Annotated in this window: 21 protein-coding genes and 1 other annotated feature; of the genes, 4 read left to right on the top strand and 17 right to left on the bottom strand. The window is 49.9% G+C overall.

Features of this window, described 5'->3' with window-relative positions; translation table 11 throughout:
• Positions 1-9 precede the first annotated feature (9 nt).
• On the bottom strand, positions 10-339 hold the full coding sequence (gene osmE, locus LOZ86_RS09590) for an osmotically-inducible lipoprotein OsmE (RefSeq protein ID WP_039480532.1): 330 nt from the start codon (positions 337-339) through the stop codon (positions 10-12).
• Positions 340-565: 226 nt separating this feature from the next.
• On the opposite strand from osmE, the gene nadE reads away from it, so the two are divergent.
• The 4 genes from nadE to LOZ86_RS09570 all read left to right on the top strand — a co-directional run bounded on the left by nadE (position 566) and on the right by LOZ86_RS09570 (position 4,918).
• A complete protein-coding gene (gene nadE, locus LOZ86_RS09585; protein ID WP_039480528.1) occupies positions 566-1,390 on the top strand; it encodes an NAD(+) synthase in 825 nt (274 codons plus the stop codon).
• A gap of 89 nt (positions 1,391-1,479) precedes the next feature.
• Entirely contained in the window at positions 1,480-2,367 is an 888-nt protein-coding gene (gene yddG, locus LOZ86_RS09580) for an aromatic amino acid DMT transporter YddG (protein ID WP_230243111.1), read from the top strand.
• A gap of 117 nt (positions 2,368-2,484) precedes the next feature.
• A complete protein-coding gene (locus LOZ86_RS09575) occupies positions 2,485-4,203 on the top strand; it encodes an ABC transporter ATP-binding protein (protein ID WP_039480522.1) in 1,719 nt (572 codons plus the stop codon).
• Positions 4,204-4,492: 289 nt separating this feature from the next.
• Positions 4,493-4,918 carry a nitrous oxide-stimulated promoter family protein gene (locus tag LOZ86_RS09570; RefSeq protein ID WP_072012332.1) on the top strand — a complete coding sequence of 142 codons (426 nt, stop codon included), beginning with the start codon at positions 4,493-4,495 and terminating at the stop codon, positions 4,916-4,918.
• Between the two features lie 61 nt (positions 4,919-4,979).
• Here the strand turns inward: LOZ86_RS09570 and ihfA are convergent, their stop codons facing one another.
• The 16 genes from ihfA to LOZ86_RS09490 form a co-directional block, all read right to left on the bottom strand.
• Positions 4,980-5,276, bottom strand: a complete 297-nt coding sequence (ihfA, locus tag LOZ86_RS09565) for an integration host factor subunit alpha (protein WP_009112984.1) — start codon at positions 5,274-5,276, stop codon at positions 4,980-4,982.
• A gap of 4 nt (positions 5,277-5,280) precedes the next feature.
• Complete coding sequence (pheT, locus tag LOZ86_RS09560; RefSeq protein WP_039480519.1) at positions 5,281-7,668, bottom strand: phenylalanine--tRNA ligase subunit beta; 2,388 nt, start codon at positions 7,666-7,668, stop codon at positions 5,281-5,283.
• Positions 7,669-7,682: 14 nt separating this feature from the next.
• The gene (pheS, locus tag LOZ86_RS09555) at positions 7,683-8,666 is read right to left on the bottom strand and encodes a phenylalanine--tRNA ligase subunit alpha (RefSeq protein ID WP_039480516.1); all 984 of its coding nucleotides are present in this window, start codon (positions 8,664-8,666) and stop codon (positions 7,683-7,685) included.
• A 108-nt stretch (positions 8,667-8,774) separates the two neighbouring features.
• Positions 8,775-8,898 (bottom strand) — a sequence feature (Phe leader region).
• A complete protein-coding gene (pheM, locus tag LOZ86_RS09550; protein WP_106120997.1) occupies positions 8,849-8,893 on the bottom strand; it encodes a pheST operon leader peptide PheM in 45 nt (14 codons plus the stop codon). (Overlaps the previous feature by 45 nt.)
• Before the next feature lie 77 nt (positions 8,899-8,975).
• Positions 8,976-9,332 carry a 50S ribosomal protein L20 gene (gene rplT, locus LOZ86_RS09545; protein WP_005968887.1) on the bottom strand — a complete coding sequence of 119 codons (357 nt, stop codon included), beginning with the start codon at positions 9,330-9,332 and terminating at the stop codon, positions 8,976-8,978.
• Between the two features lie 43 nt (positions 9,333-9,375).
• Positions 9,376-9,573, bottom strand: a complete 198-nt coding sequence (gene rpmI, locus LOZ86_RS09540; RefSeq protein ID WP_010275699.1) for a 50S ribosomal protein L35 — start codon at positions 9,571-9,573, stop codon at positions 9,376-9,378.
• Between the two features lie 103 nt (positions 9,574-9,676).
• A complete protein-coding gene (infC, locus tag LOZ86_RS09535) occupies positions 9,677-10,219 on the bottom strand; it encodes a translation initiation factor IF-3 (protein WP_072012330.1) in 543 nt (180 codons plus the stop codon).
• Positions 10,220-10,221: 2 nt separating this feature from the next.
• Positions 10,222-12,150, bottom strand: coding sequence for a threonine--tRNA ligase (gene thrS / locus LOZ86_RS09530; RefSeq protein WP_039480511.1), 1,929 nt, complete (start codon positions 12,148-12,150; stop codon positions 10,222-10,224).
• 258 nt (positions 12,151-12,408) lie between these two features.
• A complete protein-coding gene (locus tag LOZ86_RS09525) occupies positions 12,409-13,809 on the bottom strand; it encodes an amino acid permease (protein WP_039512606.1) in 1,401 nt (466 codons plus the stop codon).
• 126 nt (positions 13,810-13,935) lie between these two features.
• Complete coding sequence (locus tag LOZ86_RS09520) at positions 13,936-14,199, bottom strand: YebO family protein (protein WP_039480504.1); 264 nt, start codon at positions 14,197-14,199, stop codon at positions 13,936-13,938.
• Between the two features lie 184 nt (positions 14,200-14,383).
• Positions 14,384-15,175 (bottom strand): DNA-binding transcriptional regulator KdgR, encoded by a 792-nt coding sequence (gene kdgR / locus LOZ86_RS09515; RefSeq protein ID WP_039480501.1) that lies wholly within the window; start codon positions 15,173-15,175, stop codon positions 14,384-14,386.
• A 214-nt stretch (positions 15,176-15,389) separates the two neighbouring features.
• Complete coding sequence (gene ogl / locus LOZ86_RS09510; RefSeq protein ID WP_039480498.1) at positions 15,390-16,556, bottom strand: oligogalacturonate lyase; 1,167 nt, start codon at positions 16,554-16,556, stop codon at positions 15,390-15,392.
• Positions 16,557-16,897: 341 nt separating this feature from the next.
• The gene (gene htpX / locus LOZ86_RS09505) at positions 16,898-17,779 is read right to left on the bottom strand and encodes a protease HtpX (protein ID WP_010297866.1); all 882 of its coding nucleotides are present in this window, start codon (positions 17,777-17,779) and stop codon (positions 16,898-16,900) included.
• A gap of 163 nt (positions 17,780-17,942) precedes the next feature.
• Positions 17,943-18,791 carry a glycerophosphodiester phosphodiesterase family protein gene (locus LOZ86_RS09500; RefSeq protein WP_039480495.1) on the bottom strand — a complete coding sequence of 283 codons (849 nt, stop codon included), beginning with the start codon at positions 18,789-18,791 and terminating at the stop codon, positions 17,943-17,945.
• Between the two features lie 30 nt (positions 18,792-18,821).
• On the bottom strand, positions 18,822-20,159 hold the full coding sequence (gene ugpB, locus LOZ86_RS09495) for a sn-glycerol-3-phosphate ABC transporter substrate-binding protein UgpB (RefSeq protein WP_039480492.1): 1,338 nt from the start codon (positions 20,157-20,159) through the stop codon (positions 18,822-18,824).
• A gap of 277 nt (positions 20,160-20,436) precedes the next feature.
• Positions 20,437-21,660 (bottom strand): L-lactate MFS transporter, encoded by a 1,224-nt coding sequence (locus LOZ86_RS09490; RefSeq protein WP_039512610.1) that lies wholly within the window; start codon positions 21,658-21,660, stop codon positions 20,437-20,439.
• Between the last annotated feature and the right edge of the window lie 22 nt (positions 21,661-21,682).

The following is a 21,682-nucleotide window of genomic DNA, read 5'->3' as shown; positions in this document are numbered from 1 at the left end:
TCAGGCGACTTAGCGCTGTGGGTTTGTGTCATAAGCCTGACAGCTCTGGAAGCCTTTATTGAGAACGTAGCCCGTCTCGCCGTAGCTAACGAAATAGTTCTGCGCAGTACCATCGCGATTTTTCAGCAAATAATCGCTACAGGTGCCTTTGGCATTCACCAGACGTTTTTCCACTCCGCTACCGGCGAGTTGATGAACCTGCTGCTTCATCATTCCCACTTTCACATCTTTCACCACAGGCTCATTAACATAGCTTTCCGCCTTGTTATAAGCCGAACATCCCGCCAACATGACAGCACCTGCTGCCGCAATACATACCAATAATCTGCTATTTTTCATTTCATCATCTCATTATTAATGGGTCACCCTAAGGCTAGTCGGCGGCGACCACTTTTTCAAATCATAACGTGAAGATGTAACCTATTGTCCGATAGTCTAAAACGAGCTACCTATAGGGAAAACGACTACCTGACAGCTTGCTCTTTTTCTTCACGTCGATTCGTTTTACACTCAGGCAATCTTAATAATTCTTTTGCAGTATCAATAAGTTCAGGAGGGAGATGGCATGTCATTACAAAACGACATTATCACTGCGTTGGGCGTGAAAAGCAGCATCGATCCAGCACAAGAAATCCGTGTTAGCGTTGATTTTTTAAAGAATTATCTGAATGCTCACCCGTTCGTTACGTCGTTAGTTTTGGGCATCAGCGGCGGGCAAGACTCTACGTTGACAGGCAAACTGTGCCAGACGGCTATCACGGAATTACGCAATGAAACGGGAAACTCTCACTACCAATTCATCGCCGTTCGACTGCCTTATGGCGTGCAGGCGGATGAAGCCGACTGTCAGGATGCCATCGCTTTTATCCAACCTGACCGCGTATTAACCGTCAACATTAAGCCCGCTATCGAGGCCAGTGAAGCTACCTTGCGCGCTATTGGCGTGGAGCTTTCCGATTTTGTAAAAGGCAACGAGAAAGCCAGAGAACGCATGAAAGCGCAGTACAGCATCGCGGGCATGAATGCCGGGCTCGTCGTCGGTACCGATCATGCGGCAGAAGCAGTAACGGGCTTTTTCACCAAATACGGTGATGGCGGTACCGATATCAACCCGATTTTCCGGTTGAACAAACGCCAGGGCAAAGCGCTGCTGCGCGAACTTGGCTGCCCTTCGCATCTTTATACCAAAGCGCCTACCGCCGATCTGGAAGAAGATCGTCCCTCGCTCCCCGATGAGGTCGCGCTGGGCGTCACCTATGAAAAGATCGACGACTATCTGGAAGGTAAACAGATCGAGGCTAACGATGCGGCGATTATCGAAAACTGGTATCGCAAAACCGAACACAAGCGTCGTCCGCCTATTACTGTTTTTGATGACTTCTGGAGGTAAATCATCGCGATGAGCACTACCGGGCGCGAATAACGGCGTCCGGTTTGTTTTTGATTTTTTCTGTACAAATTTCATAATCAGGTATGAATATGACGCCACAACGCGCCACGCTCACGGGCTTATTGGCGATCGTTTTATGGAGCACATCCGTCGGGCTTATCCGCAGCCTGACAGAAGCGCTCGGCCCCATCGGCGGCGCGGCGATGATTTACTCCACCAGCACACTATGTCTACTGGCTTTTTATGGTCTTCCTCGCATTAAAACGCTGCCCAGAATCTATTTGTTCGCAGGCGGTGCAATGTTTGTCTGCTATGAGATATTTCTATCGCTGTCCATCGGGTTAGCCCATAGCCGCATGCAGGCGATAGAAATAGGGATGATTAACTATTTGTGGCCCAGCTTGACCGTATTCTTTTCTCTCTTTATCAATCAGCAGAAAAGCCGTTTTCTGCTTTGGCCCGGCCTGGCACTCTCACTGTGCGGTATCATGTGGATGATGAAAGGCGAAAGCGATTGGACGCCAGAGCGACTGTGGCACAACATTATTACCAATCCACTGGCCTACGGCCTGGCATTTTCTGCAGCCTTTACCTGGGCGCTCTACTGCAATATAACTAAGCGTTACGGGCAGGGAAAAAGCGGCGTATCGCTGTTCTTTTTTATCACCGCACTCGTGCTCTGGGTTCAGTATTCCTTCAGCGCTGAAGGTGCAATTTCATTAACTTTGCCGAGTTCGCTGGAACTGCTCTTTATTGGCACATCAACCGCATTGGCCTATTCCGCCTGGAATGCCGGTATTCAGCATGGCAATCTGACATTTCTGGCAACCGCTTCTTATTTCACGCCCGTGCTTTCCACACTACTGGCCGCGCTCTGGCTCAACATCACACCGGCCATTTCATTCTGGCAAGGCGTTGCAATGGTCACCGCAGGTTCACTGCTCTGTTGGTATGCGACACGCCCCACAGCGGGCTGATTTGGTCTTCCGCCGGGTTTCCCGGCGAATAAAAACCCCGTCCTTCCCGCGGTCACATTCTTCGTACTAACCTGTTATAGTCGTCCCCACATTTCGTTACCTAAAAAATAGTCACACATGTTAAGGCGTTTCTTTTCCTACTATTCCCCTTACAAAGGGTTATTCGTCCTCGATTTTGGCTGCGCTATTATCGCTGGTCTGCTTGAATTAGGGTTTCCGATGGCGATTAAAGCGTTCATCGACAAACTATTGCCGGCTCAGGACTGGTCGCTGATCCTATTGGCGTCGGTGGCACTGTTGGTGGTGTATCTGCTGAATACCGCGCTGATGGCCATCGTCAACTATTGGGGACATGCGCTGGGCGTCGGTATTGAAACCGACATGCGGCGGCAGGCATTTGAACACCTGCAAAATTTACCGTTCCGTTATTACGACAATATGAAGACCGGCCATATCATCACCCACGTCACCAAAGATCTGGAAGAAGTCGGTGAGATCGCCCACCACGGCCCGGAAGACTTCTTCCTCGCGATCATGACGTTTATTGGTGCGTTCATTCTGATGGCGACGGTTCACCTGAATCTGGCGCTGCTGACGATTATTATCGTGCCTTTCATGACATTTCTCGTCAGTCGCTATGGTGCCCGCATGACGGAGACCTGGCGTCAGTTATTCGGTCAGGTTGGTAACTTCAACGCCCGAATTGAGGAAAGCGTTGGCGGTATCCGCGTCGTTAAAGCTTTTGCCAATGAAGATCATGAGAAGAAACTGTTCTCTAACGATAACGAAAACTACCGCCGTACCAAGTTGCAGGCCTATCGCATCATGACCGCCAGTATGACGCTCAGTTACCTCAGCACGCGCCTGATACAGCTTATCGTGATGCTGGCCGGTATTTGGTATGTGATTCAGGGCGAACTCACCTACGGTGGTTTTATCGGCTTCTTGCTGCTGATTGAAGTGTTCTTCCGTCCGGTCGCCAAGATTACTTCGGTGCTGGAGAGCTATCCCAAAGGGATTGCGGGGTTCAAACGCTTTACTCAGTTGATCGACACCGTTCCCGAGATTGCCGACGCCCCCAATGCGCATGATGCTGGGCTGCTGAAAGGCGATATCCGCTTTAACCAAGTGAGCTTTGGTTATTCCGCCGATCGTCCGATTCTGCGTAATATCGACCTGTCGATTCGCGCAGGAGAAACCGTGGCGTTTGTCGGCCCCTCCGGTGCGGGCAAAACAACCCTCTGTTCCCTGCTTCCCCGCTTCTACGATTTAACCAGCGGCGCCATCACCATTGACGGCATGGATATACGGCAGATGACGCAGGCGTCGCTACGCAGCCAAATCGGCATCGTGCAGCAGGATGTCTTCCTGTTCGGCGGCACCATTAGGGAAAACATAGCCTACGGAAAACTTGATGCCAGTGATGACGACATCATGGACGCTGCACGACGGGCCAGATTAGATGAACTGATCGAAAACCTGCCTGACGGACTGGATACCGTGGTCGGCGAGCGCGGCGTTAAGCTATCGGGTGGGCAAAAGCAGCGTTTGTCTATCGCGCGAATCTTCCTGAAAAACCCGCCGATCCTGATTCTGGATGAAGCGACATCTGCGCTGGATACCGCAACAGAGCAAGCAATACAACAGTCGCTCAGCGAGCTTTCTACTGGCCGCACTACGTTGGTCATCGCCCACAGGCTGGCCACCATACAGAACGCGGGACGCATTGTGGTGGTAGATAACGGTAGCATCATTGAGCAAGGTAGCCATCAGGTGCTGCTGGAACAAAGTGGTATCTATGCCAGATTACATCAAGCGCAGTTCGGTCAGGTCTGATTACCTCCTTGCCTCAGACTGCTGACAAACCTATTTTTCGAACGAAAACGGTAGTAACGGAATAGAAGAGTAAAGCGTTTGCGCCATGGATGGCGCAAGTCGAGCACACAGGGATGTGTTTATAGCGTCTTTACGATCTATCCGTTGCTACCGCCCCACTATTTTTGCCAACATCCTCAAACGGTGTTATTCACTGCCTTTTCCCACATAGATGTGACTTCAGTGGTTTCCTTTGTCATAAATTGCATTTAAAATACATCTATTATGATTTCATCAGGACACGACGCACATGGCGAGAAAACCCCTGGGAAAATACCGACAGCGGGAGATCCGTACCGTCGGATTGATGATCGAGCTGTATGAAAAGCATCATCCTGAAACCGACGATAACGCGCAGCATAAAGACTTATTCAACTACGCCATCAAGCGTCTGGAACGCTGTCAATTCGGCGAAGATAAACCCGCGTGTAAGCATTGCCCCATTCACTGCTATCAACCCGCCCGACGTGAGGCGATCAAAGCGATTATGCGCTGGTCGGGGCCACGGATGTTGTTGCGCCACCCGATTCTGGCAATACGCCATTTAATTGACGACCATCGGCCCGTGCCGGACTATCCGAAAAAAGAGACCGCGCCAAAAACGCCAAATGGACGGGCAACGCGTTTAGCCTCGCAGCATACTGCACCAGCAGATACCGAATCGACGTTGAAATAGATAATGTGAAGACGAATAAGATAGGAAAAGGCCGCTTGCGCGGCCTTTTTGGGTGACTCTGTTACTCTTTGGGAGAGGCGTTCTCTACCCTGCTTTTTAGCTTTTGCCCCGGACGGAACGTGACCACACGGCGCGCCGTAATCGGAATATCTTCGCCAGTTTTTGGGTTACGTCCCGGACGTTGGTTCTTGTCTCGCAAATCAAAATTGCCAAAACCTGACAACTTGACCTGCTCGCCATTTTCCAAAGCGCGACGAACTTCTTCAAAAAACAGCTCGACTAGCTCTTTGGCATCCCGTTTGCTCAGCCCGAGCTTCTCAAACAGGTATTCTGACATTTCAGCTTTAGTAAGCGCCATAGGTTCAATCCCTCAAGGATGCTTGGAATCGCTGTTTTAATGCTGCTACGCATTCTGCAACGGTAGCGGCAATTTCCTCTTCTGCCAGTGTACGCGTGGTATCTTGCAGGGTCAGACTGATAGCCAGACTCTTATAACCTTCCGCTACGCCCTTCCCTCGGTACACGTCGAATAAGTTTACGCCAACTAACTGATTTGCGCCAACTTTCTTACACTCAGCCAAAATATCGCCCGCAGGGACATTTTCAGCGACCACAACGGCGATATCGCGACGGTTCGCCGGGAAGCGGGAAATCTCGTTCGCCTCAGGCAATACGCGGTCTACGACCTTATCCCACAACAATTCGAACACCACGGTGCGCCCGTTAAGATCCAACTTGCGCTCCAGTTCTGGGTGAATAACGCCAATAAATCCAATGCGTTCTCCGCACAGATAAATAGCAGCACTTTGTCCTGGATGCAATGCCGGATTATTTTCGGCTTTGAACTCAATCTCAGACAACTTGCCCGTCAATGCCAGTACCGCTTCCAAATCGCCTTTTAAATCATAGAAGTCAACGGCCTGACGCGCCAGATCCCAATGCTCTTCATAACGGGTGCCAGTAATCACACCCGCCAGCATCAGATCCTGACGAATACCCAGGTCAGCACTGGTGTCCGGTACAAAACGGAGGCCGCTTTCAAACAGGCGCAGGCGGCTTTGTTGACGGTTTTGGTTATACACCGCAGCACTCAGCAAGCCACTCCACAGCGATAAACGCATCACCGACATCTCTGCGGAAATCGGGCTCGGCAGGCTCAGCGACGCTTCATTAGGGTGGATTAACCCCTGAATTTTCGGGTCAACAAAACTGTAAGTAATTGCTTCCTGATACCCGTGATCGACTAATAATGTCTTCACGCGCTTCAATGACAGTGACGCTTCGCGATGCGAGGTCATAATCAATGGCGCTTGAGTCGGAATATTCGGAATGTTGTTGTAGCCGTAAATACGCGCGACTTCTTCAACCAGATCCTCTTCAATTTCCATGTCGAAGCGCCAGCTCGGTGCCGTCGCCTGCCAACCTGCATCGGTTTTCGCGACGTTACAGCCCAGACGTTGCAGAATATCGCTCACCTGCTCATCGGCAATCACATGGCCAATCAGGCGATCCAGTTTTTCACGGCGCAGCGTAATCGTTGCGCGCGTCGGCAAGTCTGCCTCGCTGGTAACATCAACCACCGGGCCTGCTTCACCGCCACAGATATCGATCAACAAGCGAGTCGCGCGTTCAATGGCCTTGTGTTGTAACGCAGGATCGACGCCACGCTCGTAGCGGTGAGACGCATCAGTGTGCAAACCGTGACGACGTGCACGACCGGTAATCGACAGCGGATTGAAATAAGCGCATTCCAGCAGAACGTTTTGCGTTTCTTCATTGACGCCAGAATGCTCACCGCCAAAGATACCGCCCATCGCCAGCGCATTCTGCTGGTCAGCGATAACCAGCGTATCCGCATTCAGCTTCGCTTCGTTACCATCCAGCAGCGTCAGCGTTTCGCCTTCTGTCGCCATACGCACGATAATGCCGCCGTTGAGACGGTCAAGATCGAACGCGTGCATTGGTTGACCGAGCTCCAGCAGAACGTAGTTAGTCACGTCGACCACTGGATCGATAGAACGAATACCGCAGCGGCGCAGCTTTTCACGCATCCACAGCGGCGTTGCCGCCTTAACGTTGATGCCTTTCACCACACGGCCTAAGTAACGCGGGCATGCCTGCGGCGCATCGACCTGAATCGGGAAGGTATCCTGAATCGTTGCGGCAACGGGCTCAATAGTCGGTTCATTCAACACCAGCTGATTCAACACGGCGACATCACGCGCCACGCCGATAATGCCTAAGCAATCAGCACGGTTCGGCGTCACGCTGATTTCAATCGCGTTGTCATCCAGCTTCAGGTACTCACGGATATCCGTGCCAATCGGCGCGTCTAACGGCAGTTCGATGATGCCATCGTGATCGTCGGAAATACCTAACTCAGAAAATGAGCACAGCATGCCTTCAGACGGCTCGCCACGCAGTTTAGCGGCTTTAATTTTGAAATCGCCCGGCAGCACAGCACCGACCGTCGCCACCGCCACTTTCAGGCCCTGACGGCAGTTCGGCGCACCACAGACGATGTCCAGCAGGCGTTCACCGCCGACATTGACTTTCGTCACACGCAGTTTGTCTGCGTTCGGGTGCTGCCCACATTCAACCACTTCACCAACAACCACGCCGTGGAATGCGCCAGCAACCGGCTCAACGCCATCCACTTCCAGCCCTGCCATCGTGATCTGTTCAGATAGCGTTTCGCTGTCAACTGCCGGGTTTACCCACTCGCGTAACCAGAGTTCACTGAATTTCATGATGTATACCCGCCTTACTTAAACTGTTTGAGGAAACGCAGATCGTTTTCGAAGAATGCACGCAGATCGGTCACGCCATAGCGCAGCATCGTCAGACGCTCCATACCCATACCGAACGCGAAGCCGGAATACACTTCTGGGTCGATACCGACATTACGCAGGACATTCGGGTGCACCATGCCGCAGCCCAGAACTTCCAGCCATTTACCGTTTTTACCCATCACATCCACTTCAGCAGACGGTTCGGTAAACGGGAAATAAGAGGGGCGGAAGCGAACCTGCAAATCTTCCTCAAAGAAATTACGCAGGAAATCATGCAGCGTGCCTTTCAGGTTGGTGAAGCTGATGTCTTTATCGACGATCAACCCTTCCATCTGATGGAACATCGGCGTGTGGGTCTGATCGTAATCGTTACGATAAACGCGGCCCGGCGCAATGATACGGATAGGCGGTTGCTGCTTTTCCATGGTACGAATCTGAACGCCAGAAGTCTGTGTGCGCAGCAGGCGTGTCGCATCAAACCAGAACGTGTCGTGGTCAGCACGCGCAGGGTGATGCCCTGGAATATTCAGCGCATCAAAGTTGTGATAGTCATCTTCGATCTCTGGCCCGGTAACAACCGAAAAACCCAGCTCGCCGAAAAAGGTTTCGATGCGATCGATGGTACGCGTCACTGGATGCAAGCCACCATTTTCAATGGTGCGGCCCGGCAGGGAAACGTCGATGGTTTCTTGCGCCAGACGCGCATTTAACTCAGCGGATTCCAGCATGTGCTTACGGGCATTCAGCGCGTCCTGAACGTCTTGCTTAGCCTGGTTAATGACAGCACCGGCCGCAGGACGTTCTTCAGCCGGTAACTCGCGCAGCGAGGTCATCTGAAGGGTTAAGTGACCTTTTTTACCCAGATATTCGACACGCACATTTTCCAGTGCGGCAACATCCTGAGCCTCTTCTATAGCTGTTCTGGCTTTAACAACCAGTTCTGCGAGATGTGGCATTGTGTTCCTCTTTTTCTGCCTATGCGGCCAACGGTCATGATTGAAGAATGTCGTTTTACTCAAAACGATAAATGTTACTAAAAACAAGAGTAAAAACCGATTATTGTAAACAAAAAAGCCTCCCTGAGGGAGGCTTAAGCGCTACTTTTCGTTTCTTTTCTTACGCGCAAAGCCCCCTGTGTTCAGGCGCTGAAGTAAAAAAAGAAACGGAAAATAGCAGCGTTCATACTTGCGTTACCTTGTCTTGTAAATAATAAAAGTATAGCTCTCGACGAAAAGAGGGAGCCAAAGCTCCCTCTCTCAACTGGCTTACGCCAGTGCTGCTTTCGCTTTTTCGACCAGCGCGCTGAACGCTAACTTATCGAATACTGCGATATCAGCCAGAATCTTACGGTCAATTTCAACAGAAGCTTTTTTCAAGCCGTTGATGAATTTGCTGTAAGACAAGCCGTTTTGACGAGCTGCCGCATTGATACGTGCAATCCACAGCTGGCGGAATTGACGTTTACGTTGACGACGGTCGCGGTAAGCGTATTGACCAGCTTTGATTACTGCCTGGAAGGCAACACGATAAACACGCGAACGGGCACCGTAGTAACCTTTCGCTTGTTTCAATATTTTCTTGTGACGTGCACGGGCAACTACACCACGTTTTACGCGAGCCATATGCTCTCTCCTAAAGTCTTATTCTGAATTAAAAAAAGGTTACTTATGCGTACGGCAGACATGCGATAACAAGACCCAAATCCCCTTTGGAGACCAGACCTTTTGGACGCAGGTGACGTTTACGCTTAGTTGACTTTTTGGTCAGAATATGACGCAGGTTAGCATGCTTACGCTTAAAACCACCGCTTGCGGTTTTCTTAAAGCGTTTAGCGGCGCCACGTACTGTTTTGATCTTTGGCATTGTTATTTCCACTTCGCATTGTTAATAAAACGAATCAGATAAGGCGAACAAAGCCGTACAACACAAAGGTTGTAAGGTTGTACGGTCTTGCTACTTGAATGCCTTACTGTTTCTTCTTCGGTGCTAGCACCATGATCATCTGGCGGCCTTCGATCTTCGATGGGAAGGATTCGACAACTGCCAGTTCACTCAGATCGTCACGAACGCGGTTAAGCACTTCCATACCAATCTGTTGGTGCGCCATTTCACGACCGCGGAAACGCAGTGTGATTTTAGCTTTGTCACCGTCTTCAAGAAAGCGAATCAGGTTGCGTAGTTTGACCTGATAGTCGCCATCATCGGTACCAGGTCGGAATTTGATTTCCTTGACCTGAATAACTTTTTGTTTTTTCTTCTGTTCCTTTGTGGACTTACTCTTCTCATAAAGGAACTTGCCGTAATCCATAATTCGGCAAACCGGCGGCTCGGCGTTCGGACTGATTTCGACTAAATCAACACCTGCTTCTTCGGCTTTTTCTAATGCTTCATTTAGACTTACGATGCCCAGCTGTTCGCCTTCGACGCCTGATAGGCGTACCTCGTTTGCGCGAATCTCTCTGTTGATGCGATTAGGACGCGCCGGTTGAACTCGTTTTCCGCCTTTAATACTTATACCTCCAATTGATGAAGACTACGGCTGCGAATCTCTTGTTGCAGCTTACTGATGACTTCACTAACGTCCAAGCTCCCCAGGTCTTTACCGCGACGAGTACGGACAGCAACTTTTCCTGCCTCGACTTCTTTGTCGCCACAAACCAGCATATAGGGAACACGTCGTAAAGTGTGTTCGCGGATTTTAAAGCCAATCTTCTCATTTCTCAAGTCTGCTTTTACACGAATGCCCGCTTCTTGCAGTTTTCGGGTCAATTCGTTGACATAATCAGACTGGCTATCGGTGATATTTATAATCACCGCTTGAACCGGGGCTAACCAGGTCGGGAAGAAACCGGCGAATTCTTCGGTTAGAATACCGATAAAACGCTCCATTGATCCCAAAATAGCCCGGTGGATCATAACCGGAACCTGACGCTCGTTGCTTTCGCCAACGTAAGACGCGTTCAGACGACCCGGTAATGAAAAGTCGAGTTGCACCGTACCACACTGCCACGCACGATCCAAACAGTCATGCAAGGTAAATTCAATTTTTGGGCCGTAGAACGCCCCTTCACCCGGCTGATAGGCGAATTCGATGTTATTTTCAGTCAACGCGGCAGCCAAATCGGCCTCAGCGCGATCCCACATCTCATCGCTACCAATACGTTTTTCAGGACGCGTAGACAGTTTCACCACGATTTTTTCAAAACCGAAGGTGCTGTACATGTCATACACCATTTTGATGCAGCTGTTCACTTCATCACGAACCTGCTCTTCCGTACAGAAGATGTGCGCATCGTCCTGAGTGAAGCCACGCACGCGCATTAAGCCATGCAGAGAGCCTGACGGTTCATTACGGTGACAGCTACCGAACTCGGCCATACGCAGCGGCAGATCGCGGTATGATTTCAATCCCTGATTGAAAATCTGTACGTGGCCTGGGCAGTTCATTGGCTTGATGCAGTATTCACGATTTTCTGATGACGTCGTGAACATCGCTTCTTTGTAGTTTTCCCAGTGGCCCGTTTTTTCCCACATCACGCGATCCATCATGAATGGACCTTTTACTTCCTGATACTGGTACGACTTCAGCTTCATGCGTACAAACGCTTCCAGCTCGCGGAAGATCGTCCAGCCGTCGTTGTGCCAGAACACCATACCTGGTGCTTCTTCCTGCATATGGTACAGGTCAAGCTGTTTGCCGATCTTGCGGTGGTCGCGCTTAGACGCTTCTTCAAGACGTTGCAGGTAAGAAGCCAGTTGCTTTTTATCTGCCCATGCAGTGCCGTAAACGCGTTGCAGCATTTTGTTTTTGCTGTCGCCACGCCAGTAAGCGCCGGACGTTTTCTGCAATTTGAAATGGTGGCAGAAACGCATATTCGGTACGTGCGGACCACGGCACATATCGATGTATTCTTCATGGTGATACAGACCCGGACGATCGTCTCGACTGATGTTCTCATCCAGAATCGCAATTTTGTAGGTCTCGCCGCGTGCAGCGAACGCATCGCGCGCTTCCTGCCAGCTGACTTTTTTCTTAATGACGTCATAGTCAGTGTCAGCAAGTTCGTGCATACGCTTTTCGAGCAGCTCAATATCTTCCTGAGTCAGGGTACGGTCGATATCAACGTCATAGTAAAAACCGTTATCGATAACTGGACCAATCGCCATTTTGGTATCTGGCCACAGTTGCTTAATCGCATGGCCCAGTAGGTGCGCACAGGAGTGGCGAATAATTTCCAGACCGGCTTCATCTTTAGCGGTGATGATGGCTAACTGCGCATCGGTATCGATCTTATCACTGGCATCAACCAGTTCGCCATTGACACGTCCTGCGATACAGGCTTTTGCCAGACCGGGACCAATATCAAGTGCAACATCGAGGGGAGAAACGGCGTGGTCGTAATGACGCTGACTTCCATCAGGAAGAGTGATAACTGGCATTATAATTCCCTTATTTACAGTGGTGAGCCACACGAAAGCTCACATGCAAAAAATCGCATATCAATTGAAAATCAAAAGTGTTAACCCTGCTATTTCTCTTTACTCTGTGAAATATATACACATGATGCGAACACTAAAGGTGCGCATTAGCGTGACATGGATAACGTCGGGGCAATAATACACCTTATAACTTACGTGTTAAAGCCGGATGGGTAGCCTGTTCATCTTTGCATCGTGATGAACAGGCTACGGAGGAGTTTACTGTGTCTGCACAGACTTCAGCGATGCATTATTTTTGCGGGACAATCGGAAGCCAAGCCAAATAACGGCAATCCAGAACGGAATTAAGATGACCGAAATGCGAATCCCCGGAGATAGCAGCATAATGACCAGAATCCCCGCCAGAAACGCCAGACACAGGTAGTTGCCCCACGGATACCAGAAGGCTTTAAACGCAGGAACAATGCCCTTCTCTATCATCGCCTGACGAAAACGCAGGTGAGCAAAGCAAATCATGATCCAGTTAATCACCAGCGTCGATACCACCAGCGCCATCAACAGCTCAAAGGCTTTTCCTGGCATCAGATAGTTGATCGCGACGCCGAACGATGTCGCTAACGCTGACAGCGCGATAGAACGAACGGGGACGCCTCGTGCGTTGACCTTCGCGAGAGATTTTGGCGCATTTCCCTGTTTTGCCAAACCGTACAGCATCCGGCTATTGCAGTACACGCCGCTGTTGTAAACCGATAACGCTGCCGTGAGTACCACGATGTTAAGTACGTTTGCCACTATATTGCTATTCAGCGCCTGGAAAATCAGGACAAACGGACTCCCGCCATCGACAACCTTTCCCCACGGATAAAGCGATAACAAAATAGACAGCGCACCGATATAGAAAATCAGGATGCGATAGACCACCTGATTGGTCGCCTGCGGAATAGAGCGCTTCGGATCGGCCGCTTCGGCAGCGGTAATTCCCACCAATTCCAGACCACCGAATGAAAACATGATCACGGCCATCGCCATGATCAATCCACTTGCGCCATTCGGCATGAATCCGCCATGGATCCATAAGTTACGCACCGTTGCCGTTTCGCCGCCATTGCCACTCAGCAGCAACCAACTGCCGAAGACAATCATCCCAACGATGGCAAGCACTTTGATAAGGGCAAACCAGAATTCCGTTTCCCCAAACATCCGCACATTAACCAGATTGATAAGGTTGATCAGCACGAAGAATATCGCGGCGGACAGCCAGGTTGGCGTTTCAGGCCACCAGTATTGGATATAAATCCCCACGGCCGTCAGTTCAGCCATCCCTACCAGAATAAACATCGCCCAGTAGTTCCAGCCAGCCAGAAAGCCCGCAAAATCGCCCCAGTACTTATAGGCAAAATGGCTAAACGAACCCGCTACCGGTTCTTCCACCACCATCTCACCCAGCTGTCGCATAATCAGAAACGCAATCATTCCAGCAACCGCATAGCCCAATAAAACGGACGGCCCTGCCATTTGTATAGTCTGCGAAATCCCTAAAAACAATCCGGTACCAATCGCGCCACCCAGCGCAATCAGTTGAATATGTCGATTCTTTAACCCTCGTTTTAGAACCAATTCCTGTTGATCGTTTGCTATGTTGTTTTGATCATTTGCCATGTTGTTTTTGTGCTTCCTGTAAAGCCTTCTTCATTTTATAACAATGCCAGCTCACACCATCAGCATGAAGGATGGCGTGAGCTGGCAAAGGGATAGATGTTTACGCGTTACACAGTGCTTGAGCCATTAACGTTCTGGGATGACACTTTTAAACGTTAACTCCACATCATCACGATCGCGCTCAGCGGCAAGCGCTTCAGGCTCACTTTTCTCTGCATTCTGAGGCAACAATTTTTTCAATAATGCTAACTGCTGGCGTTGCTGCTCTACGATTTCCTGCAACAATTTCACTTGCTCATTCGCTCTGACACTCGCCCGATTAACAAAAAACCAGACCAACACAGCCAGCAGCACAACTAGCAAGACAAAAACCACTTCTAATATGTTCACAACGACTCCACTTATAACCACTTATGACAGGTACCTGTGGGCTATCTTAACACCGTGGCATAGCCAAGTTCGATACCCAACCCTATCCGTTATCCACATCGTGTTGATGCGCATCGCTATCGTATTGGTGCAAAAATAAAAAAAGCCTGTCGACAAGGACAGGCTCAGGCATTGATAGGGAATATCAGAAAGGATAATCGTGGTAACCCATTTGCTCAGAGATATTTCTGGCCGCAGTGTGCAGCATAGCCACATATTCGTGTTTATTATCTTCTGAAAAACGAATCGTTGGGAAAGAAATACTGAGACCAGCAATCACTACGCCAAAACGATCGAATACTGGCACAGCAATACAACGCAGCCCTTCTTCTTGCTCTTCGTTGTCTTCCCCGTAGCCTTGCTCACGCACGACATCCAATTGGTTGAGAAGCGCTTCAGCAGAACACAGCGTGTGCGGCGTACTGCGCGTGAATTCGACAGTCGACAGAACCTCTTCCACTTCGCCACGATCGCGCCATGCCAACAGCACTTTACCAATTGCGGTACTGTGCAGCGGATTACGGCGACCAATGCGCGAATACATACGCAGGTTATACATCGAGTCAATTTTGTGGATATAAACGATGCCGTCTTCATCCAACGCGCCAAGGTGGATTGTTTCCCGCGTTAGTGCAGACAACTCACGCATCTGTATATCCGCACTGCGGATTAAATCTACGTTCTGCAATGCCTTGGCCCCAAGTTCAAACAACTTGAGCGTCAGCGAATATTTCTCTGATTCACCTTCCTGCGCAACATAGCCCAGAGATTTCATCGTCTGCAAGAAGCGGTAAACGGTACTCTTAGACATCATGACGCGCTGAGAAAGCTCGGTAATACCAATTTCTCTCTCTTCACCTAATGCCTGTAAAATACCAAAAACCTTTAAAACGGACGACACGGAATCGGGTTGTTTATCTAAATCTGCAATAGCCATTTTTGTGGTTACCCTACTCAGGTTTTTTTGTTTTAAAAAAAATAGAACAATGGTTTTAGTATAAAGGGAACGCTTTGATTATGGCAATGGAACAACAACGATAATCAAGTTAAGTTTGAGAAATAACCGCGTCAGAGACTTAATAAAATAATATGTAAGTAAATATTTTAAAATAATCCGCGCCATAAAGTGTGACGCGGATTTATTAGTATTATTAGTTCCAGACTGAATCAGGAACCTTTGCCAAATACAGCGCAGGTTTTCCATCTACGTCAGAAGTAAACAGGACTTGTTTATTATCCGGCGTGAAAGACGGGTGCGGGTGAGTAACCTGACGGTCACCTTCCAGCACTTCCCAGGATGTATTGTGCTGTGCAATGCGATGTTCCTTGCCGGTTTTCAGATTGAAAACATACAGGAATGGATCGTTCTCAATTTTATAGCCGCCATCGTCCTGCACGTCGACTGGCGCATCGGAACCATCGCCGACCAACAGCGTACCATCATAGTTACTCATCAGGTGAGAACACGGCGGCATGACGCGCAGTTGGCGATCTTCCAACGTAACCGGGTCGATGCTGCGGATGTAGCGATTGGTATCGTCTTTAAGGTAAGAGACGTAAATCATCGCTGAACCATCTGGAACCCAGAATTCGTGGGTGCAGCTTTCGCCTTCAGCATGCTCTTTCACTTTACGCATGTTGGTGCCATCTTCATTGATGAACCACATACGCGCATCAACCAGGTCATGCGGACCTTCGTGGCAGAACGCAACCGTGTTGTCATCACTCGGACGGTAGATTGGGTGACCCAGCCACTGGTTTTCCTGAAGGATAGTCTCTGCTTCGCCCGTTATCAAATCGACGCGAATCAGACGACAGCAAGGATTGGTGAAATAGAATTCCTGGAACTTTTTCCAATCGGTCAGTGGTTTCCAGTCTTCTTTTTTGATCTCAATACCGACCATTTTGGTGCAATCGGAGTTGGCAACCCAGGTACCGTAGCCGACCCAATCGTCAGGCACCTGATAAATCGTTTTCTCTTCCAGCGTAGCCAGATCGACACGCATCAGATTACGGGTATTTTTAACGTAATACAGCGCATCGTCATTCGGAGACAGGAAACCACCGAAGGTGTTGTCGCCTTTGCCTTCCGTCAGCTGCATGGCGCTCTGCTCTTTTAAATCCAGCAGATAGTAATTCCACGGGCCATCAAACGCAGCGCCAAACAGCAGCTTGCTGCCGTCATTGAAGAAACACTTCTGATAGAAATAGTTGCGGTGGCAGATAACATCGGGCGGGGTTAAACGCACAACTTCGGTGCCGGTTGCTGAATCCTGGTAGGTATGAAACGTTAGGGGGATCTTGTTACCTTTGGCCATCCGTAAATCCTTAGAACTTATCATGAAGAATCTGACGCCACACGCGCATGCTCTTCGATAACCTGACATTCCGTTCGACCGATGAATCGGTCATCCCGACACCAGCTGTTCAAAAATCAGGCCACCAATCTCACGCGAGACACCTGTTATATCGGCATTATAGAAACAATGTTTCATTTTTCCGTGATCGTGGTTTTATTTTATAAAATATTCTTCATATTTTCACCACCTGTTTCAGATCAAATGAAAACATTCAGGCGGAGAAAACGCAGGATCAATGAACCAATAAACGCAGAAATAACAAAGGCCCGAATGGGCCTTTGGGAAGATAGTATTGTAAATTACTTCAGGTATTCGCCGGAGCGCAGCGCTTCGATACGCTTATCCAACGGTGGGTGTGACATGAACAATTCGCTGAAGGATTTCGATTTTCCGTTAATGCAGAAAGCCATCATGCTGCTCTCTTCCTGCGGCTCATAGCTGGTCTTCAAGCGTTGCAGTGCAGCGATCATTTTCTCACGCCCCACTAGCTTGGCTGAACCAGCATCCGCATGGAATTCGCGGTAGCGTGAGAACCACATGGTGATGATGCTGGCAAGAATACCAAACACCAGTTCCAGCACGGTGGCGACAGCAAAGTAAACCAGCGGGTTGCCATTGCTGCTTTCACCTTCGTCACGGTTGCCGGACAGGAAACCGGAAACAACTTGCGCGATGAGACGAGAGATAAAGATAACGAAGGTGTTTACGATCCCCTGAACCAACGTCATCGTCACCATGTCGCCATTCGCGATATGGCTAATTTCATGCGCGATAACCGCTTCAGCCTCGTCACGGCTCATGTTTTGCAGTAAACCGGTACTCACAGCCACCAGCGACGCATCACGACGGGCTCCCGTGGCGAACGCATTGATGTCCGGTGCATGGTAGATTGCTACCTGTGGCATCGCGATCCCAGCCTGCTGTGACTGTGAACGAACCGTTTCCATCAGCCAGCGTTCAGTTTCGTTACGTGGTTGTTCAATGACTTCACCACCAACGGACCGTAACGCCATCCATTTAGACATCAGCAGTGAAACAAACGCACCGCCAAAGCCAAACAGCCCAGCCATAATCATTAAGCCCTGGACACTGCTGGACTGAATTCCCGTCAGGCTGAGTACCAGCCCGAAAACCAACATCACCGCCAGGTTGGTGATCAGGAAAAGCGCAATACGCATCATAAAGGTCTGATTTCCTCTTGCAGAAAGATAAAGTTTACACACATACATCGTATGGGTTGCCGTGGCATTTTCAAGCATTCTTAACTTTTCAGTTACTAAATCCACATAACTTTACACGTTTCAAAAGGAAAGCGGCATCCTACCTGCTGTCAATCCGGATATGTCAGCGTGACAACGTTGAGCGAAACTCGATAAATTCGGCAGCGTGGTCCACCTGAATCGCCCCTACCCCGGCGCGAATTAATGCCCCCCATACGGCGTCAGGATCCACTAAGGCTCGCGTGTCGCTGTAGTCAAGTGAATGCGAACAATCCAGCGTGTTCACCCAAATCCGAACCCCAAGCCGTTGAAACTCGGCATACACTTCGGTCAACACCTCAATATGATCAAAGCTGGCTTCCACAATGCCGACGCCGATATCATCAATCTGTCGTAAAATATTGACGGTTTTCCCCCATTTGAGGTGGACCATCGGCATATAGGGTACTTGGGTATCGAGCGACGGTGATGCAATGGGAAAATGGGCAGAAGCAAGATCAACCGGGCTTTTTATGATCACGCCTGCACTCAGGCCTTTATCGCGAATATCGCGGGCGATCACACCAAATTCGTGCTCATGTTTGACATCCACATTGATGACAACTCGCCCTCGCGCCTTTTCGAGAACTTCATACAACAACGGGACTTTTTCGTTACTCAATGGCCATGCCGAACCGCCATCGCTCCCACGTAGACGTGCCTGACGAATCTCCGCCAGCGTCATCTGGCCAATACAGCCGCTCATATCGCTCGTGCGATCGAGCGTATCATCGTGAATCACGACAACGTGGCTATCTGCCGTCAATTGCGCATCAATCTCCACGATATCAACGCCCAGACGAATCGCCTCACGCAGCGCCGCCAGCGAATTTTCCGGTGCCGATGCCCAAACACCGCGATGTGCCACTGCCAGAACCGTCGCATTTTGCGCCGCAATCACGTCCTGAGTGATGCCTCTATTTTGCTTTGTCATCTGTCGAAAGCTCCAAATAAACGAGAAATGTCACGAGTGACGGGAAACCGACTGTGCAAAATGCTGCAATAGGCTATCTCCCCGTGAAACCACATTGTCCAGCGCCTGCTGCGGCGTTTCTTGCTCTGCCCAGACCTTCTCCAGCTCTTCATCCATGATGGTGCGAATTTGTGGCATGTTGCCCAAGCGGAACCCGCGCGTATAAGGCTGTGGCGGTTTATTGGTGAGCTGTTTCATCGCAACATCGCTGCCGGGGTATCTGGCATAAAATCCCTGCTCGCACGTGAGTTCGTAGGCAGGCTGTGTCACCGGTAGATAGCCCGTCATCTGATGCCATTCGGCGGCATTTTCCGGCAGCGTGAGGAAATGCAGGAATTCAGCAATCCCTTGATAATGCGATGCCACTTTCCCTTTCATAACCCAGAGGCTTGCCCCTCCGATGAACGTATTCTGCGGCGCGCCTTTCGCCTCTTCGCTGTAAGGCAGCATCCCTACGCCGTAGTGAAATTTGGCATAGTTCTGAATCTTACGTAGCCCGCCCGATGACGTCGTCAATATGCCGCAGTCGCCGTTATAAAAGCGCGTGGTGCCTTCGTCATTACGACCAAAATAGCTGAACGATTTCTTCTTCATCATCTCCGCAAGCTGGGTGATGTGCGCAACCTGCAACGGACCATTCACCAACAGGTGTGCATCGACACCATCGAAGCCATTGTTTTTCGTCGCAATCGGTAGCCCGTTCCAGACGCTAAACGCTTCCAATAATATCCAGCCTTGCTGCCCTGCATTCGTATAGCCACATGTCATCCCACTCTCACGCAGCCGCATCGCGTCGTACGCCAACTCATTCCAGGTGCGTGGAGGCTTATCAGGATCGAGCCCTGCTTTAATAAACGCATCTTTGTTGTAGTAGAGAACGGGGGTTGAACTGTTAAACGGCTGGGAAATCAGGTGTCCGGTATGGCTATCGCTGTAAAACAGCTCCACCGCAGGCAAAAAGGCTTTTTCGTCATTATCGATACCAACCTGATTGAACAGATCGAACACTGGGATAATCGCCCCGCTGTGCATCATATTCGGTGTACCGACATCATAAACCTGCAAAATATCCGGCGCGTTACCCGTGCGATAAGCAGCAATACCAGCAGCCAGCGTCTGTTCATAGCTGCCCTTGTAGATAGGCTCAACGTGATACACCGTCTGAGATTCGTTAAACCGATTGACCAGCCGTATCAATTCCGTGTTCAGGTTGCTGTCCATGCTATGCCAAAACGTCAGCTCAACAGCCGCCTTGGCAGACAGCGGAATGAGCAAGACCACACTTAACAGCATCAAAAAAACAGACGTGAATCTAAACCGAATCATCATGATGTTTTCTCCGGTACGATTTGTTTTTAGGAAAATCGCGTTGCTTTTAGGAAAATTTCATTTTTGGAAAACGTGTTTTAGGAAAAAGATGTGCTGACAACGACGCTAGAGTTCGCCTGTGACACGTAGATGATCGGGGAAGTGATGAACTGTATCGCAATATTTCAGCAGGTAAGAGAGGGGAAATTGTGTGGCAGAAAAACCTTATGTCAGGAAAACCTTGTGTCAAAAAAACGTTGTGGCGAGTAGTCCTTCGACTGCCCGCCGCGGTATTCGATTAGCTCTGTGCGTGTGCCATATCCGTACGCATTAAGGCAGCAACGGGCTGATATTTCGGTGGTTTAACCCACAGGGTGATCAGCAGCGAAACGACAGACATAATGATGATAGCCATAAAGGTGGCCTGAAAGCCCCCTAACTGGGCGGCGATAAATGAGCCAGACAATGCGCCAATACCGAATCCCTGATAAATCACGCCATAGTTTTTGCTGTGATTTTTCAGGCCGAAGAAGTCGCCAACAATCGCCGGGAACACCGTGATATTGCCACCAAAGCAGAAGGCAATCGCGCTGACACAGATAAAGAACAGAATCGGATTCAGCGGCAGGAATGTCATCACGGAGACGGCGAGAATCGTCACGAACAGGGTAAAACTGATCACCCGCATACGTCCGACATTATCGGAAAGCGCGCCAAGCACAATACGCCCAACAGTATTAAAAATCGCAATTGCAGACACCGCGTTGGCCGCCGTCGCCATATCCATTCCGGCCATTTGCACACCGATATCTTTCACAATACCAATCAAATACAGGCCGCTCATGCACGCGGTGAAGAAGATAATAAACAGCAAATACGATTCTTTGGTCGCCAACATTTCAGCCAGTGAGAAATCACGTGTCTGCCCCTGAACCGCAGCCTGCTGAACCGGCACCGCAGCAGGTTCTTTCAGCAGTGAGCTACCGACCAGAATCATCGCCATGACGATAATGCCCCAGTAGAAAAAGGCTTCTGACACACCGACTTCCGCAATCAAAAAGCTGTTTACGTATTTGAACAGCAGGCTTCCGGTACCGAATGCGCCAACAGAAATGCCCGCTATCAGCCCTTTGCGGTTAGGGAACCATTTGATCAAATTGGACAGGGTCGTGATGTAAGCCGTGCCGTCCGCAAAACCGACAACAACGCCCATCAGCAGATAAATCAGCGTCAGTGACGGGCTTGCCGCACTCGCCATCAGGCCCGCACCCAGCGCGATACCAGCGATCATCGTTAAGCGGCGCAGACCAATACGCTCCTGAAATTTACCGGCAAACAGCGTGGCAAATGCCAGACAGAAACTGGTAATGGAAAACGTCGTCGCCACAGAGCTCAGCGTCCAGCCAAATTTGTCCACCAGCGGCTGGTTGAATAAACTCCAAGTGTAAATCGTGCCGAGTCCCATTTGGGTGATGATAGTACCGAGGACAATCAATCCCCGGTTAACAGGTTTGGTATTCATGGGCTTTCCCCTACATCAAAAT

This window comes from Pectobacterium parvum, assembly GCF_020971565.1.
In the GTDB taxonomy this organism is placed as follows: domain Bacteria; phylum Pseudomonadota; class Gammaproteobacteria; order Enterobacterales; family Enterobacteriaceae; genus Pectobacterium; species Pectobacterium polare.
This window is presented reverse-complemented; position numbering and strand designations above follow the sequence as displayed.